Origin of the sequence: Sanguibacter sp. 25GB23B1 (assembly GCF_040012415.1) — a bacterium.
GTDB lineage: Bacteria > Actinomycetota > Actinomycetes > Actinomycetales > Cellulomonadaceae > Sanguibacter.
Genome location: NZ_JBDYKL010000015.1, coordinates 76,318 through 90,921, shown reverse-complemented (window position 1 = coordinate 90,921; position 14,604 = coordinate 76,318). Strand labels below are relative to the sequence as shown.

Here is a 14,604-nt window from a genome sequence, read left to right as displayed (position 1 = left end):
CCCCCCCCCCCCCCCCCCCCCCCCCCCCCCGTCAGGGCTCGTCGTCGATGAGCCGTGACCGGATGAGGAAGCGCACCCCCTCGGGTCCTTCGACGGAGAACCCGGACCCGCGTCCGGGAACCACGTCGACCGTGAGGTGGGTGTGGCTCCAGTACGTGAACTGCTCGCGGGACATCCAGAAGTCGACGGGCTGGGCCGGTTCGCCGTCCGGGGCGATGTCGAACCGGCCCAGCCGCACGTCGGCGTCGGACGTGATGAGCTCCCCTGCCGGGTAGCACATGGGGGAGCTGCCGTCGCAGCACCCACCCGACTGGTGGAACATGAGCGGGCCGTGCTTGCCCCAGAGCATGCGCAGCAGCTCGATGGCGGTGTCCGTCAGCGCGACGCGTGACGTGGTCTCGCCGTCGAGGACGACCTCGGCCTCGATCATGGTTCTCCTCCCGTTCGTCCGACTCTCCTGCGGGCCTAGAAGAAGCCCTCGGCCTTCTCCGAGTAGGAGACGAGGAGGTTCTTCGTCTGCTGGTAGTGGGCGAGCGCAGCCTTGCTGTTCTCCCGCCCGATCCCCGAGCTCTTGTAGCCGCCGAACGCCGCCCCGGCCGGGTAGGCGTGATAGTTGTTCACCCACACGCGACCGGCCTTGATGTCACGACCCGCCCGGTAGGCGAGGTTGCCGTTGCGCGACCACACACCGGCGCCCAGGCCGTAGAGCGTGTCGTTCGCCAACGAGATGGCGTCGGCGTAGTCCTCGAAGCTCGTCACCGCGACGACAGGACCGAAGATCTCCTCCTGGAACACCCGCATCGAGTTCTTGCCCTCGAAGATCGTCGGCGCCACGTAGTAGCCGTCCGTGAGGTCGCCCCCGAGGTCGACGCGCTCGCCACCGAGGAGGAGAGCCGCGCCCTCCTGCTTGCCGATGTCGATGTAGCTGAGGATCTTCTCCAGCTGGTCGTTCGATGCCTGCGCGCCCACCTGCGTGTCCGTGTCGAGCGGGTTGCCCTGGATCGCCTTGCGGGTGCGCTCGACGGCGTCACCGAGGAACGAGTCGTAGATGGACGCCTGGATGAGCGACCGGCTCGGGCACGTGCACACCTCGCCCTGGTTGAACGCGAAGAGGACGAAGCCCTCCTGCGCCTTGTCGTAGTAGTCGTCGTGCGTGGACGCGACGTCCTCGAAGAAGAGGTTGGGGCTCTTGCCGCCGAGCTCCACGGTCGCCGGGATGATGTTCGCGCTCGCGTACTGGAGGATGAGACGGCCAGTCGTCGTCTCCCCCGTGAAGGCGATCTTGCGGATGCGGGGGCTCGACGCGAGCGGCTTGCCCGCCTCGAGGCCGAAGCCGTTGACGACGTTGACCACCCCGGGCGGGAGCACGTCGGCGAGCAGCTCCATGAGCACGAGGATCGAGACCGGGGTCTGCTCCGCGGGCTTGAGGACGACGGCGTTGCCGCCCGCGAGCGCCGGGGCGAGCTTCCACGTCGCCATGAGGATGGGGAAGTTCCACGGGATGATCTGCCCGACCACGCCGAGGGGCTCCGCGTAGTGGTAGGCGATCATGTCGCCGTTGATCTCGGTGAACTCACCCTCCTGCGCGCGGATGAGCGACGCGAAGTACCGGAAGTGGTCGGCGGCGAGCGGCAGGTCGGCCCCGAGGACCTCGCGGATCGGTTTTCCGTTGTCCCAGGACTCCGCGACCGCGAGCATCTCGAGGTTGGCGGTGATGACGTCGGCGATCGCGTTGAGGACGGCCGCTCGCTCCGTCCCGGTGGTCTTCCCCCAGGCGGGGGCTGCGCGGTGTGCCGCGTCGAGCGCGGCCTCGATGTCCTCCGCCGTACCGCGACCCACCTCGGCGAACGGCTTGCCGTTCACGGGCGAGATGTCCTCGAAGTACTGCCCCTGCGCGGGGGCGACCCACTGCCCGCCGATCCAGTGCTCGTAGCGGGACTTGAAGGTGATGAGGGAGTCGGGTGTGCCTGGCGCTGCGTAGATGGTCATGCTGCTCCTCTGACGTCGTTGTCATGTGAGCCCCTCGGCTTCGAGGGCACACTCGCACCGTAGGCCGGTGGAGGTTGCATCCAGTTGCGCGCCCGGAGCGGCTGCGGTGTCAGCGCACCGCGCCGAGCTCGGTCTCGAGCGCCTCGAGATGGGCGACGACCGAGGCGCGCCGTGGCGAGCGCGCCGGGAGCAGCTGCAGGCACGTCTCCCACAGGGCCACGTCGTCACGGCTCTCGTCCGTGCGGGCGTACTCGAGGAGGAGGTCGACGCCCGCGTCGGCCAGGAGCGACTCCCGTACCTGACCCGCGAGGACGCTGCGGATCTCCTGGATACCCGGCGCGGTCGACCCGGGCAGGACGGCGCCGACGTAGCAGCCGAGCGCGACACGGTGCGCGCCGCGGTCGAGGAAGGCGAGGACCCGGTGCGCGTCGAGCTCGAGCCGCACGTCGAGGCGGTACGGCCGGGACAGCGGGACGAGCTCTGGCGCGAACGCCTCGAGGACCTTGCGCAGGCGGACCATCTCGGCACGGACGGTCACGACCGCGTCCGCCCGCCCGTAGACGGCGTCGGCGAGCGCTTCGGCAGTGAGCCCTCGACGGTGCCACGCGAGGAGCGTGAGGATCTCGGCGTGCCGCGCGCTGAGCACGATCGACCGGTCGCCCTCGCGCAGGAGCCCCTCTTCTCGGCCGAGGACGGTGAGGAGCGCCTCGGTCGGCACGCTGGACCGCTGCACGACGGGCGAGCCGACCGTCGCCCCAGCGGTGGACGGCGCACGCCGCACGGACGACGGACGACGGGCGCGGTGCCGCTCGTCCTCGAGCCGGTGCACCTGGATCTCGGCCTCGACGGCTGCGACCGTCGCCTCGAGGAGCGGCAGCGTGACGGGCCCGACCGCGTCGTCGCCGCCCGTGACGTCGATGACGCCGACGACCGCGCCGGTCGCCCGGTCGTGCACCGGGACGGCGGTGCAGCTCCACGGGTGGACGATGCGGCTGTAGTGCTCCGTCCGGCGGATCTGCACGGCCCGGTCGAGCACGAGTGCCGTCCCGGGGGCGCTCGTCCCGGCAGCACGCTCGGACCAGTCGGCCCCCTCCACGAAGGCCATCGCCTCGGCCCGGCGACGGAGCGCGGCGTCGCCGGCGACCCACAGGAGACGTCCGGTCTGGTCGCCGATCGCGACGATGAGCCCGCTGTCGTCGGCGTGCCGCACGAGCAGCTGCTGGATGGTGGGGAGCGCGACGGCGAGCGGATGGGCGGCACGGCGCTCGCGGAGCGCGGCATCCGTCAGGTCGAGGGCGTCAGGCACGGCATCGGGGTCGAGCCTGAAGGCGACCGAGCGTCGCCACGACTCCCGGACGAGGGACTCCTGGACGAGGGCGCGCCGCTGGTCGAGCCTGCTGTGGAACCCTGCAGGGTCCACCATGGGGCCACCTCCGATCAGCGCTGGTCGTGGGGCCTCCAGGGTATCGCCGGGACGCGTGTCACGACAGGCCCGCCCCGGCGGCAGGGATCACGACCGCAGCCGCGTCCGGAGGTCGTCGAGCTGGGCGAACAGCGCGTCGGGCGTGCGGTCGCCGAAGGTCTCGAAGAACGCCTCGGTGAGGTCGGCCTCGGCGAGCCAGGACGTGGGCTCGACGTCGAAGAGCGCGTCGAGCGTCTCCTCGGGCAGGTCGAGGCCGTCGAGGTCGAGCGCACCCGGGGTGGGCAGGAGGCCGACGGGGCTCGGTACCGCGTCGACCCGCTCGCCGCCGGAGCGGCGCACGATCCATTCGACGACGCGCGAGTTCTCGCCGAAGCCGGGCCACAGGAAGGAGCCGTCGTCTCCCTTGCGGAACCAGTTGACCTGGAAGATCTCGGGTCGGTTCTCGGGGGCGAGCGCCGCCCCGACCTCGAGCCAGTGGTTCCAGTGGTCGGCCATGTTGTAGCCGCAGAAGGGCAGCATGGCGAAGGGGTCGCGGCGGAGCTCGCCGACGGTGCCCTCCGCGGCGGCGGTCTGCTCCGACGAGATGGTCGCGCCCATGAAGACGCCGTGCTCCCAGCTGTACGCCTGGGCGACGAGGGGCACGTTCGTGGCGCGGCGCCCGCCGAAGACGATCGCGTCGATCGGCACACCGGCCGGGTCGTCCCAGGTGTCGGCGATCGTGGGGCACTGGTCGGCGGCGACCGTGAAGCGCGAGTTCGGGTGCGCGGCCGGCGTCCCGCTCGACGGTGTCCAGTCGCGTCCCTGCCAGTCGGTGAGGTGCTCGGGGACCTCGTCGGTGAGGCCCTCCCACCACACGTCGCCGTCGTCGGTGAGCGCCACGTTGGTGAAGATCGTGTCGCGGGAGATCGTCGCGATCGCGGTCGGGTTGGTGGTGTGCCCGGTGCCGGGAGCGACGCCGAAGAAGCCGGCCTCGGGGTTGATGGCCCGCAGCCGACCGTCGGGGCCGGGGCGCATCCACGCGATGTCGTCGCCGACCGTCTCGACGGTCCAGCCCGGGATGGTGGGGCGCAGCATGGCAAGGTTCGTCTTCCCGCACGCCGACGGGAAGGCCGCCGCGAGGTGGTACGCACGCCCCTCGGGAGACGTCACGCGGATGATGAGCATGTGCTCGGCGAGCCAGCCCTCGTCGCGCGCCATCGCCGAGGCGATCCGCAGCGCGAAGCACTTCTTGCCCAGGAGGGCGTTCCCGCCGTACCCGGAGCCGTAGGACCAGATCTCGCGGGTCTCGGGGAACTGGACGATGTACTTGAGGTCGTTGCACGGCCAGGGGACGTCCTCGGCCCTGACCCCGGCGTCGTCCGTCGGCAAGGGCGCGCCGACGGAGTGCACGGCGGGCACGAACGGCGCACCGGCGTCGATGAGGGCGAGCACGTCGGAACCGGTGCGCGTCATGATGCCCATGCTCACGGCGGCGTAGGGAGAGTCGGTCACCTGGATGCCCACCTGGGAGATCGGTCCGCCGACAGGTCCCATCGAGAACGGCACCACGTACATCGTGCGTCCGCGCATCGAGCCCTCGAAGACGCCGCGCAGCTCGGCGCGCATGACGGCCGGCTCGCGCCAGTTGTTCGTGGGACCCGCATCGATCTCCCGCTCGGAGCAGATGAACGTCCGCGACTCGACGCGGGCGACGTCGCTCGGGTCGGAGCGCGCGAGGAAGCTGTTCGGGCGCAGCCCGGGGTCGAGCGGGACGAGCGCGCCGGACTCCACCATGAGAGCGGTGAGCCGGGCGCGTTCCTCGGGTGAGCCGTCGCACCACACGATGTCGTCGGGGCGCGTGAGGTCGGCGATCGACGTCACCCAGGCCCGCGCGGCGAGAGAGGCGTCGGTCGCAGGGGCTGTCGGGCGGGTGAACGTCGTGTCCTCGAGGATGCTCATCGTCGGGGCCTCCGTGGTCTCGGTGTCGGTGCAGCACCAGGTGTATGGGCCACCAGGTGCAAGTGCGGCGTGGATTCCACTCTGCCCCTGCCCGTGCCCACCTTCAACGGAGGCGGACCGTGAAGAATCGCGAGAATTCCCGTACCGTCAAACCATGACCGCGAACCCGCTCGGCGCCGATGCGTCAGGCTCCTCCCCGGCGACCGACCTCCTCACGCTCGGTCGCCGCATCCGGCACTACCGCACCGAGCGCGGGCTCACCCTCGACGCCCTCTCCGAGGTCACCGGCGCCGCTCCGAGCCAGCTCTCACTCATCGAGAACGGCAAGCGGGAACCCCGGATCTCCCTGCTGACGACCATCGCCGGTGCCCTCGGCGTGACCCTCGCGGACCTGCTGAGCGACAGCCCGCCCTCACGCCGGGCAGCTCTCGAGATCGAGCTCGAGCACGCACAGCGCGGGCCCCTCTACTCCAGCCTCGGGCTGCCGCTCGTCCGACCGAGCCAGAAGCTCTCCGTCCCCGTCCTCGAGAACCTCGTCGGGCTCCATCGCGAGCTCGCCCGCCGTGCGTCGGAGGCGATCGCCACACCCGAGGAGGCACGCCGCGCCAACACCGAGCTGCGGCTCACGATGCAGCAGCGGAACAACTACATCCCGCACATCGAGGAGATCGGCGAAGAGCTGGCCCGGAAGGCCGGCTACACGGTCGGTGCGCTCACGCACCGCACCGTCGCGCGGATGGCGGAGCAGCTCGGCTTCACGCTCCTGCACGTGGACGACCTGCCGCACTCCACCCGGACGGTCACGGACCTCGCCCACGGACGCATCTACCTCCCGCCCGCGTCCATCCCCGGCGGCCACGGACTGCGCTCCCTCGCTCTCCAGGCGATCGCCCACCGCGTCCTCGAGCACGAGCGCCCCCGCTCCTACGCCGACTTCCTGCGCCAGCGGCTCGAGATCAACTACTTCGCCGCCGCGTGCCTCATCCCGCGCACGGCCGCGGTCGGCTGGCTCCAGGCGCGCAAGCAGGAGAAGGACCTCGCGGTCGAGGACTTCCGCGACGCGTTCGGCGTCACCCACGAGGCGGCCGCGCAGCGCTTCACCAACCTCGCCACCGAGCACCTCGGTATCCGCGTCCACTTCTTGCGCGTCGGCGACGACGGCGCCCTCTACCGCGGCTACGAGAACGACGGGCTGCAGTTTCCGTCCGACGTCACGGGCGCGATCGAGGGCCAGTCCGTGTGCCGTCGGTGGGCCGCCCGCAGCGCGTTCGCACGGCGCGACCGTGCGACCGAGTTCTACCAGTACACCGACAACCCGACCGGTACGTACTGGTGCTCCACGCAGACGGGCAGCACCGCCGGCGGGGAGTTCTCGATCACCGTCGGCGTGCCCTTCGCTGCGGTCAAGTGGTTCCGTGGCCGGGAGACCACCCTGCGGCAGGCGTCCACGTGCCCCGACGAGGCGTGCTGCCACCGCGCGGCACCCGACCTCGTGCAGCGCTGGGCGACGAAGTCCTGGCCGAGCGCACACATGCACCAGCACGTGCTCTCGGCGCTGCCGGCCGGGTCGTTCCCGGGGGTCGACGACACCGAGGTGTACAGCTTCCTCGAGAAGCACGCGCCGCGTGGCTGAAGCGGTCGGGTCGTCCGTCAGCCGAGGTGCGGCTCAGTCGAGGAAGATCGCGGCGAGCCTCGGGTAGTGCTCACGCACGAGGTCGTCGTCGTCGAAGTCCCATCCCTCGCCGAGCGGGGGGAGCGGCGTCGTCCCGTGATCGGTGCCGTCGTCGTCGTCGCCCGTCAGCGTCGTGGAGGCAACCCACGCTGCCGCCATGACGTCCTCGCCCTCGGCCTCGGTGTCCTCGTCGACGACGTCGGCGAGCGAGTCCGGGTCCGCGACAGCGCGCTCGAACACCTCACGCCCCTGGGCGACGAGCCATCCGATGAAGTACTCGAAGCCGTCGTCCGAGCACCCGCCGTTGATCGTGTAGGCGGCACCCCACAGCGGCCAGCCGTAGGCCTGCGCCGCGAGCGCGGAGTACGCGCTGTGGGCGCCTCTCGCGGCGGGTGCCCCCCGCTCGACGAGGATCTCGGTGAGCGCCGCTGCCACGGCCTCGGCGTCGGTCTCGGTCGCCCGCTCGCGCGCCTGCTCGACAAGGGTCCAGTACGTGTCGATGTCCATGGCTGGAGTGTGGCAGGGACCGGTGACACGGCGGCGTTCACGAGCGCGCGGCTCACGAGGGCGAGGCGCACCAGCCGGTCGTCGTGCCGCCGTGCTCGCAGGCGGCGGCGAGCGGGTCGGCGGGGTGCGCGGGGACGAGCATGTGCCACGCCCACGTGGCGGCGCGGTCGGTCGACGGGCGCGGGTCCATCTCGAGCCATGTCGTGAGCACCCCGATGAGCGAGCCGGTGATGGACGCTGCCGCGATCTCGACCGGGAGGTCCTGCTCGGCGTCGAAGCCGTGCCCCTCGATGCCGGTCGTGACGATGGCGCCGATCCGTCGTCGCAGACGCGCCATCGTCAGGGGCGAGCCCGTCTCGCCGAGCGCCCGGCGGTAGAGGGCCGCGTTCTCGTCGAGGTGCTCGACGTAGCGGACGAGGAGCGCGGGCGGCTGGGTCGACTCCTCGAGGGGGAGGAGCGCGGAGAGGTCGGCGCCGGCGAGACGTGCCTGCTCATCGAGCGCGTCCGCGAGGAGGGTCTCCTTGTCCGGGTAGTGCTGGTAGAACGTGCTCCGGTTGACGGTGGCGCGGTCCGCGATGTCCGCGACAGCGATCGTGTCGAGGTCCCGCTCGCGCGCCAGCGACAGGAGCGCATCATGGAGGAGTCGCCGGGTCCGCGCGATGCGCGGGTCGGTGCGCGCTTCCGGCTGGGCGGCCGGCTGTGCTGCCGGTCGGGGGCCGGTCTGAAGGTCCATGGCTCCATTGTGGCAGCGAAACGCCCATCCAGCGAGACTTTCCCAACATGTGTTGCGTAGACGACGAGCGTTGCTTAATCTGACACCGTGCGTGCAACGAGGCGCGGCACGTGCGGCACCCGCCGTCGACCCCGTCCACCGGAGACCCCGGCCGACCCGAAGGACCCTCATGGCCTCGTTCCTCTACCGCGTCGGACGCTTCTCGTTCACGCGCCGCTGGACCGTCCTCATCATCTGGCTCGTGGCCGTCGCCGCGATCGGCGGCGCAGCCGTCGCCTCCGGCCTGAAGATGACCGAGGCGCTGACCATCCCCGGCACCGAGTCCGCCACGGCACAGGAGATCCTCGAGGACCGCTTCGGTGACGCCGCCACCGGCGTCGGCGCCGGGACGGGCGCCGGAGCCGAGGCGAGCACCGAAGGCACCCCGGCCAGCTCGCGCGTCGTCGTCCAGGCACCCGAGGGTCAGAGCTTCCTCGACCCGGCCACCTTCCAAGCTGCTGTCGAGCCCATCGCCGTGCTTGCAGGCGAAGCCGACGTCGACACCGTCTCGAACCCTGCCGAGACCCAGACCGTCTCGCCCGACGGCTCGACCCTCTACGCCGACATCACCTTCACGGTCCCGACCGACGACGTCCCCCAGGCCACGCTCGACGCCATCGACGACGTCGAGACGACGCTCGAGGAGTCCGGCCACACCGTCGCACTGACCGGCGGCCCCTTCACCGAGCCCCTCCACCTCATCTCCGGCGCCGAGGCCGTCGGCGTGCTCGTCGCGCTCGTCGTGCTCTTCGTGACCTTCGGGTCCCTCCTCGCCGCAGGCATGCCGATCCTCACGGCCCTCCTCGGTGTCGCCACCGGCGTCGGTGGAGTCCTCAGCCTCTCGGCCGTCGTCGAGATCTCGTCGGCGACCCTCACGCTCGGGCTCATGCTCGGCCTCGCCGTCGGCATCGACTACGCCCTCTTCCTCCTCTCCCGGCACCGCCAGCAGCTCGCCGAGGGCGTCGACCCCGCCGAGTCGGCAGGCCGCGCCGTCGGCACGGCCGGCAGCGCGATCGTCTTCGCCGGCGCCACGGTGGTCATCGCTCTCGCCGCACTCTTCGTCACCGGCGTCCCCTTCCTCGCCGTCATGGGCTTCGCCGCCGCGGGCACCGTCGCGGTCGCCGTCCTCATCGCCATCACGCTCCTGCCCGCGCTCATGGGCTTCGCCGGCACGCGTCTCGTCCCGCGCGGTCGCGCGGCCCGCAGCGCCGAGCGCTCGCAGCGCGCCGAGAACCGCTGGGGCACGTTCGTCACGAGCCGACCGATCGTCACGCTCGTCGGCGCCACCGTCGTGCTCGGGATCATCGCCGTCCCCGCGCTCTCCATGCGCCTCGGGCTGCCCGACGCCGGTCAGGAGCCCGCCGAGTCGAGCGCCCGCCAGGCCTACGACATGCTCGCTGAGGGCTTCGGCGCCGGGATCAACGGTCCGCTCGTCGTGCTCGTCGACGGGGCCGAGAACCCCGAGGGTCTCCTCGAGGGCGCGACCGCGGTGGCCGAGGCCGTCGCGGGCGTCGACAACGTCGCCTTCGTCGCGCCGCCCACGCCGAACGGGATGGAGGACGCGAACGCCGCGCTCATCCTCGTCATGCCGGCCACCGGGCCGAACGCCGAGGAGACGGCCGACGTGGTCCACGACATCCGTGCGCTGCGTGGCGACCTCGAGGCGAGCACCGGGGCGGACATCTGGGTCACCGGCGCCGCCGCGGCGAACATCGACGTCACGGAGAAGCTCGCGGACGCGCTGCCGCTCTTCCTCGCGATCGTCGTCGGGCTCGCGATCGTCCTGCTGCTCGTCGCGTTCCGCTCGATCCTCGTCCCGGTGACCGCGGTGCTCGGATTCCTGCTCACCGTCGCCGCGGCCTTCGGCGCGACGACCGCCGTCTACCAGTGGGGCTGGCTGGCGGACGTGTTCTTCGTCGCGACCCCGGCGCCCCTGCTGAGCTTCATGCCCGTGCTGCTCGTCGGCGTGCTCTTCGGCCTCGCGATGGACTACCAGGTGTTCCTCGTCTCGCGCATGCGTGAGGACTACGTCCACGGTGCCGAGCCGCTGGCCGCTGTCCGGTCCGGCTACGCACACGGAGCACGCGTCGTGCTCGCGGCCGCGCTCATCATGATCGCCGTCTTCGCGAGCTTCGTGTTCTCCGGCAACACGACCATCGGCCCGATCGCCTTCGCGATGGGCGTCGGTATCGCGTTCGACGCGCTCATCGTGCGGATGACCATGATCCCCGCAGCCATGGCGCTGCTCGGCAAGAGCGCCTGGTGGCTCCCGCGCTGGCTCGACAAGATCCTTCCGAACGTCGACATCGAGGGCTCGTCGCTCGAGCGCTCGGGCCGCGCCCCGGTCGTCGTGGAGCAGGCGGTACCGGTCGCCCGCTGACCGGTCGCCCAGACGGGGCGTGCTCTTGCGGACGGATCGTGCTCTTCGGAGCACGTCCGGTCCGCAAGGGCACGCCTCGTCTGCTTCGGGAGCCGGTGGGGCCGGGCCACCAGCCCCGGGACCGGCCTGCCGTCAGGCGTCGCGGAGCGGCCCGCCCGTCGACGTCACGTGGTCGGTGAGGTGGCGCAGCGCGTCGCCGACGCGCAGGCCGTCGTGCTCGTGCTCGTTCGTCACCCACGCGTAGGTGTTCCCGACGTGGGCCGCGGTCTCCAGCGAGAGGTCCGCGGGGACGAACATGTCGTCGTGGTAGACGGCGGCCGCGACCGGGACGTCGTTCGCGGCGAGCACGTCGAGGTCGTAGAGCTCCGACCACTCGCCACGCCGGTGCAGCTCCTCGGTGGCTGCCCGGAACGGGCGAAGGGCCGACATCTCCTCGAACATCCAGGGATAGATCATCTCGCCCGTGAGCAGGAGCGGGCGGGCGGCGGGTGCGAACGCGGGGTGCTCGGCACGGACGGCCTCGGCGGCCCAGCCCGTCGTCGCCGTGCCCGACGCGTAGATGGCCTCCTGCAGCACCGCGTAGAGCGGGTTCGCCCGGTAGGACGTCTCCGCCTCCACGTGCGCGAGGAACGTGTCCGAGAGGTCGTCCGAGCCCGGGTCGAACGCCTCGTCGAGCGCCCAGTGCACCCGCTCGAAGCCGTGCTTCATGCCGAAGTCCGCTCCGAGGGTCTGCAGGCGTCGGACGGTGAGCAGGTCGCCGTCGGGCAGGTGCACGTCACCGGCCTCGATCCTGTCGGCGACGGTCGCGAGCCGGTCCGCGTCGTGCGGGAAGCGGTTGCGGAAGCGAGCGTTCTTCGCCTCCGTGCGGGGGTACGTGCGCCGGTACACCTCGTGGGCGTCGGGGCGGATGCTCGGGAGCCCGCCCGTGACGTAGCACGCGGCGAGCCCGAGCGGTGCCTGAGACAGGTAGGTCAGGGTGATGAACCCGCCGTAGGACTGGCCGAGCGACTCCCAGCGCCGCCCGCCGTACACGCTCCGGCGCACGTGCTCGGCATCGGCGACGATCGAGTCTGCACGGAAGCGGGTCAGGAACTCGGCCTGCTCGGCGGGGGAACCGAGCGCTGCCATGTGCGCGCCGCGGACCGCGGACGATCGACCCGTCCCGCGCTGGTCGAGGAGCACCACCCGGTGCGTGGCGAGCATCTGCCCGACCCAGCCGTCCGGCCCCGTCGGGCGCGGCCCCTTGCCGCCCGGCCCACCCTGGAGGAAGACGAGCAGCGGGAGGTCCTCGTGCCGCCTCGCCGGGGCCACGAGCTCGCGGACGAACAGGGTGAGGGTCCGGGCGCCGGACGGGTCGGACCAGTCGAGCGGGACGGCCACCTCGCGATCGGTGACGTGCATCCCGGGCACGGTGTAGCTCACGGTCGAGGTCGTGGTGGAGGCTGCGGTACTCATCCCGCCATTGTCCCGGACGAACTGTCCCGGACGAGAGAGGGCCCCTGCCGACCAGGTGGTCAGCAGGGGCCCTCTCTCGCGCCAGAGGCTCAGACGACGTCGTCGTCCACCCAGTCGAGCGTCTTCGTCACGGCCTTCTTCCACAGGCGGTACTGGCGGTCACGCTCGGCTGCGTCGACGTCGGGCGTCCAGCGCTTGCCCTCGGCCCAGTTGTCGCGGACGTCCTGCTCGCCGTTCCAGAACCCGACGGCGATCCCGGCGGCGTAGGCCGCACCGAGCGCGGTGGTCTCGGCGACCTTCGGACGGATGACCGGGACGCCGAGCTGGTCGGCCTGGAACTGCATGAGGAGCTCGTTGGCGACCATGCCGCCGTCGACCTTGAGCTCGGTGAGGTCGACGCCGGAGTCGGCGTTCATGGCGTCGAGCACCTCGCGCGTCTGGAAGGCCGTCGCCTCGAGTGCGGCGCGCGCGATGTGGTTCTTGTTGACGAAGCGCGTGAGCCCGACGAGCGCCCCGCGGGCGTCCGGTCGCCAGTGCGGCGCGAACAGGCCGGAGAACGCGGGGACGAAGTAGGCGCCGCCGTTGTCGTCGACCTTGCTCGCGTAGTACTCGACGTCCGGTGCGTCCTCGAACATGCCGAGGTTGTCCCGGAGCCACTGGATGAGCGAGCCGGTGACGGCGATCGAGCCCTCGAGCGCGTAGACCTGGGGTGCGTCGCCGATCTTGTAGCAGACGGTGGTGAGGAGGCCGTTCTTCGACGCGATGGGCTCCGTGCCCGTGTTGAGGAGCATGAAGTTGCCGGTGCCGTAGGTGTTCTTGGCGGTGCCGACCTCGAAGCACGCCTGTCCGAAGGTCGCGGCCTGCTGGTCGCCGAGGATCCCGGCGATCGGCACACCGGGGAGCATCCCGCGCTGGCGGCCCTTCCCGTAGACCTCGGAGGAGGAACGGATCTCGGGAAGCATCGACATCGGGATCGTCATGTCCGCTGCGATGTCCTCGTTCCACGTGAGGGTGTCGATGTTCATGAGCATGGTGCGCGACGCGTTGGTGACGTCGGTGACGTGCACGCCGCCGTCGGGGCCACCGGTCATGTTCCACAGGACCCACGTGTCGGTGTTGCCGAACATGAGGTCGCCGCGCTCGGCAGCCTCCCGTGCGCCCTCGACGTTGTCGAGGATCCACTTGACCTTGGGCCCTGAGAAGTACGTCGCGAGCGGGAGGCCGACGCGGGCCTTGTACTTCTCGGCGCCCTCTGCCCCGCCGAGCTCGTCGACGATCTTCTGCGTCCGCGTGTCCTGCCAGACGATGGCGTTGTAGACGGGCGCGCCTGTCGTGCGGTCCCACACGACCGCGGTCTCACGCTGGTTCGTGATGCCGACGGCGGCGATGTCCTGGTGGGTGAGGTTCCCTCGGGTGAGGGCGAGCCCGACAGCCTCGCGGACGTTGCTCCAGATCTGGTCCGGGTTGTGCTCCACCCAGCCGGCGCGGGGGAAGATCTGGTCGTGCTCGAGCTGGCCTACGGAGTGGATGGTGCCTTCGTGGGTGAAGACGATGGCGCGGGAGCTCGTGGTTCCCTGGTCGATGGCGAGGACGTAGTTGGCAGTCATCGTGTCATTCCTTCACGTCGTTGTGGTCGTGAGCAAGGGGTGGGGCGTGAGGTGGAGCAGGGGGTGGTTCAGGCGAGGGCAGTGGCGGCCAGACCTGCGAGGACGCCACCGACGATGGGACCGACGATCGGCACCCACGCGTAGGACCAGTCGCTCGAACCCTTGCCCTTGATGGGGAGGAGGGCGTGGGCGATGCGTGGGCCGAGGTCACGTGCCGGGTTGATGGCGTACCCGGTGGGTCCGCCGAGGCTCAGGCCGATGCCCACGACGAGGAGCGCGACGGCCAGCGGTCCGAGCTCGGAGGGAGTGTTGCCGAACTGCAGGATGATGAAGACGAGGACGAACGTGCCGATGACCTCGGTGACGAAGTTCCAGCCGTAGGAGCGGATCGCCGGCCCGGTCGAGAACACGGCGAGCTTGTCGCCCGCCGGGGCTTCCTCGTCGAAGTGCTTCTTGTACGCGGCGAAGGCGAGGACGGCTCCGAGGAACGCACCGACCATCTCACCGCCGAGGTACACGAGGGTGTTCGTGACGTTGACGTCGACCCCGGGGACGAACTCGTCCTGCCCGTTCGCGATGATGCCGAAGGTCACGGCGGGGTTGAGGTGGGCTCCGGACCGCCAGGCGGCGAAGACACCGGCGAACACGCCGAGGCCCCATCCGAACGAGATGACGATCCATCCGCTCGAGAAGCCCTTGTTCTTGGGGAGGACGACGTTGGCGACGACGCCGACGCCGAGGAGGAGGAGGATCGCGGTGCCGACGACCTCGGAGATGAAGACTTGGCCAATGGAGACGTCCATCGTGGTCCTAACTGTGTGGGGGTGGACTGCGTTGTCATTCCCTCCCGGGGACGCCTTC

The 14,604-nt window shown here is 70.9% G+C and carries 11 protein-coding genes; 2 read left to right on the top strand and 9 right to left on the bottom strand.

The genetic code is table 11. The annotated features are described in order from the left end of the window. Nucleotides 1–31: 31 nt before the first annotated feature. From ABKW26_RS10465 to ABKW26_RS10450, 4 genes are all read right to left on the bottom strand, one after another. Nucleotides 32–430 carry a DUF779 domain-containing protein gene (locus ABKW26_RS10465; RefSeq protein WP_348593422.1) on the bottom strand — a complete coding sequence of 133 codons (399 nt, stop codon included), beginning with the start codon at nt 428–430 and terminating at the stop codon, nt 32–34. 35 nt (nt 431–465) lie between these two features. Continuing rightward, nucleotides 466–1,989, bottom strand: a complete 1,524-nt coding sequence (locus ABKW26_RS10460) for an aldehyde dehydrogenase family protein (protein WP_348593420.1) — start codon at nt 1,987–1,989, stop codon at nt 466–468. Nucleotides 1,990–2,098: 109 nt separating this feature from the next. Then, nucleotides 2,099–3,412: a GAF domain-containing protein gene (locus ABKW26_RS10455; RefSeq protein WP_348593418.1), complete on the bottom strand. Its 1,314-nt coding sequence runs from the start codon at nt 3,410–3,412 to the stop codon at nt 2,099–2,101. 87 nt (nt 3,413–3,499) lie between these two features. Continuing rightward, nucleotides 3,500–5,350 carry a phosphoenolpyruvate carboxykinase (GTP) gene (locus ABKW26_RS10450; protein ID WP_348593416.1) on the bottom strand — a complete coding sequence of 617 codons (1,851 nt, stop codon included), beginning with the start codon at nt 5,348–5,350 and terminating at the stop codon, nt 3,500–3,502. Nucleotides 5,351–5,504: 154 nt separating this feature from the next. Here ABKW26_RS10450 and ABKW26_RS10445 point away from each other — a divergent pair, with 154 nt between their 5' ends. Further along, a complete protein-coding gene (locus ABKW26_RS10445) occupies nt 5,505–6,983 on the top strand; it encodes a helix-turn-helix domain-containing protein (protein WP_348593415.1) in 1,479 nt (492 codons plus the stop codon). A gap of 33 nt (nt 6,984–7,016) precedes the next feature. Here ABKW26_RS10445 and ABKW26_RS10440 read toward each other — a convergent pair whose 3' ends face one another. Then, nucleotides 7,017–7,529 carry a DUF4240 domain-containing protein gene (locus ABKW26_RS10440; RefSeq protein WP_348593413.1) on the bottom strand — a complete coding sequence of 171 codons (513 nt, stop codon included), beginning with the start codon at nt 7,527–7,529 and terminating at the stop codon, nt 7,017–7,019. A 52-nt stretch (nt 7,530–7,581) separates the two neighbouring features. Next, nucleotides 7,582–8,262, bottom strand: a complete 681-nt coding sequence (locus tag ABKW26_RS10435) for a TetR/AcrR family transcriptional regulator (protein WP_348593411.1) — start codon at nt 8,260–8,262, stop codon at nt 7,582–7,584. Nucleotides 8,263–8,431: 169 nt separating this feature from the next. On the opposite strand from ABKW26_RS10435, the gene ABKW26_RS10430 reads away from it, so the two are divergent. After that, nucleotides 8,432–10,681, top strand: coding sequence for an MMPL family transporter (locus ABKW26_RS10430; protein WP_348593409.1), 2,250 nt, complete (start codon nt 8,432–8,434; stop codon nt 10,679–10,681). Between the two features lie 132 nt (nt 10,682–10,813). Here ABKW26_RS10430 and ABKW26_RS10425 read toward each other — a convergent pair whose 3' ends face one another. The 3 genes from ABKW26_RS10425 to ABKW26_RS10415 all read right to left on the bottom strand — a co-directional run bounded on the left by ABKW26_RS10425 (nt 10,814) and on the right by ABKW26_RS10415 (nt 14,546). Further along, nucleotides 10,814–12,136, bottom strand: coding sequence for an alpha/beta fold hydrolase (locus tag ABKW26_RS10425; protein ID WP_348593407.1), 1,323 nt, complete (start codon nt 12,134–12,136; stop codon nt 10,814–10,816). Nucleotides 12,137–12,225: 89 nt separating this feature from the next. Next, a complete protein-coding gene (gene glpK, locus ABKW26_RS10420; RefSeq protein WP_348593405.1) occupies nt 12,226–13,743 on the bottom strand; it encodes a glycerol kinase GlpK in 1,518 nt (505 codons plus the stop codon). A gap of 68 nt (nt 13,744–13,811) precedes the next feature. Continuing rightward, the gene (locus ABKW26_RS10415) at nt 13,812–14,546 is read right to left on the bottom strand and encodes an MIP/aquaporin family protein (protein ID WP_348593404.1); all 735 of its coding nucleotides are present in this window, start codon (nt 14,544–14,546) and stop codon (nt 13,812–13,814) included. Nucleotides 14,547–14,604: the final 58 nt, after the last annotated feature.

Coding starts and splice junctions, on each gene's coding strand:
- ABKW26_RS10415 (WP_348593404.1), bottom strand. CDS start 14,546: ATGGACGTCTCCATTGGCCAAGTCTTCATCTCCGAGGTCGTCGGCACC.
- ABKW26_RS10440 (WP_348593413.1), bottom strand. CDS start 7,529: ATGGACATCGACACGTACTGGACCCTTGTCGAGCAGGCGCGCGAGCGG.
- ABKW26_RS10445 (WP_348593415.1), top strand. CDS start 5,505: ATGACCGCGAACCCGCTCGGCGCCGATGCGTCAGGCTCCTCCCCGGCG.
- ABKW26_RS10435 (WP_348593411.1), bottom strand. CDS start 8,262: ATGGACCTTCAGACCGGCCCCCGACCGGCAGCACAGCCGGCCGCCCAG.
- ABKW26_RS10425 (WP_348593407.1), bottom strand. CDS start 12,136: ATGAGTACCGCAGCCTCCACCACGACCTCGACCGTGAGCTACACCGTG.
- ABKW26_RS10460 (WP_348593420.1), bottom strand. CDS start 1,989: ATGACCATCTACGCAGCGCCAGGCACACCCGACTCCCTCATCACCTTC.
- ABKW26_RS10465 (WP_348593422.1), bottom strand. CDS start 430: ATGATCGAGGCCGAGGTCGTCCTCGACGGCGAGACCACGTCACGCGTC.
- ABKW26_RS10450 (WP_348593416.1), bottom strand. CDS start 5,350: ATGAGCATCCTCGAGGACACGACGTTCACCCGCCCGACAGCCCCTGCG.
- ABKW26_RS10455 (WP_348593418.1), bottom strand. CDS start 3,412: ATGGTGGACCCTGCAGGGTTCCACAGCAGGCTCGACCAGCGGCGCGCC.
- glpK (WP_348593405.1), bottom strand. CDS start 13,743: ATGACTGCCAACTACGTCCTCGCCATCGACCAGGGAACCACGAGCTCC.
- ABKW26_RS10430 (WP_348593409.1), top strand. CDS start 8,432: ATGGCCTCGTTCCTCTACCGCGTCGGACGCTTCTCGTTCACGCGCCGC.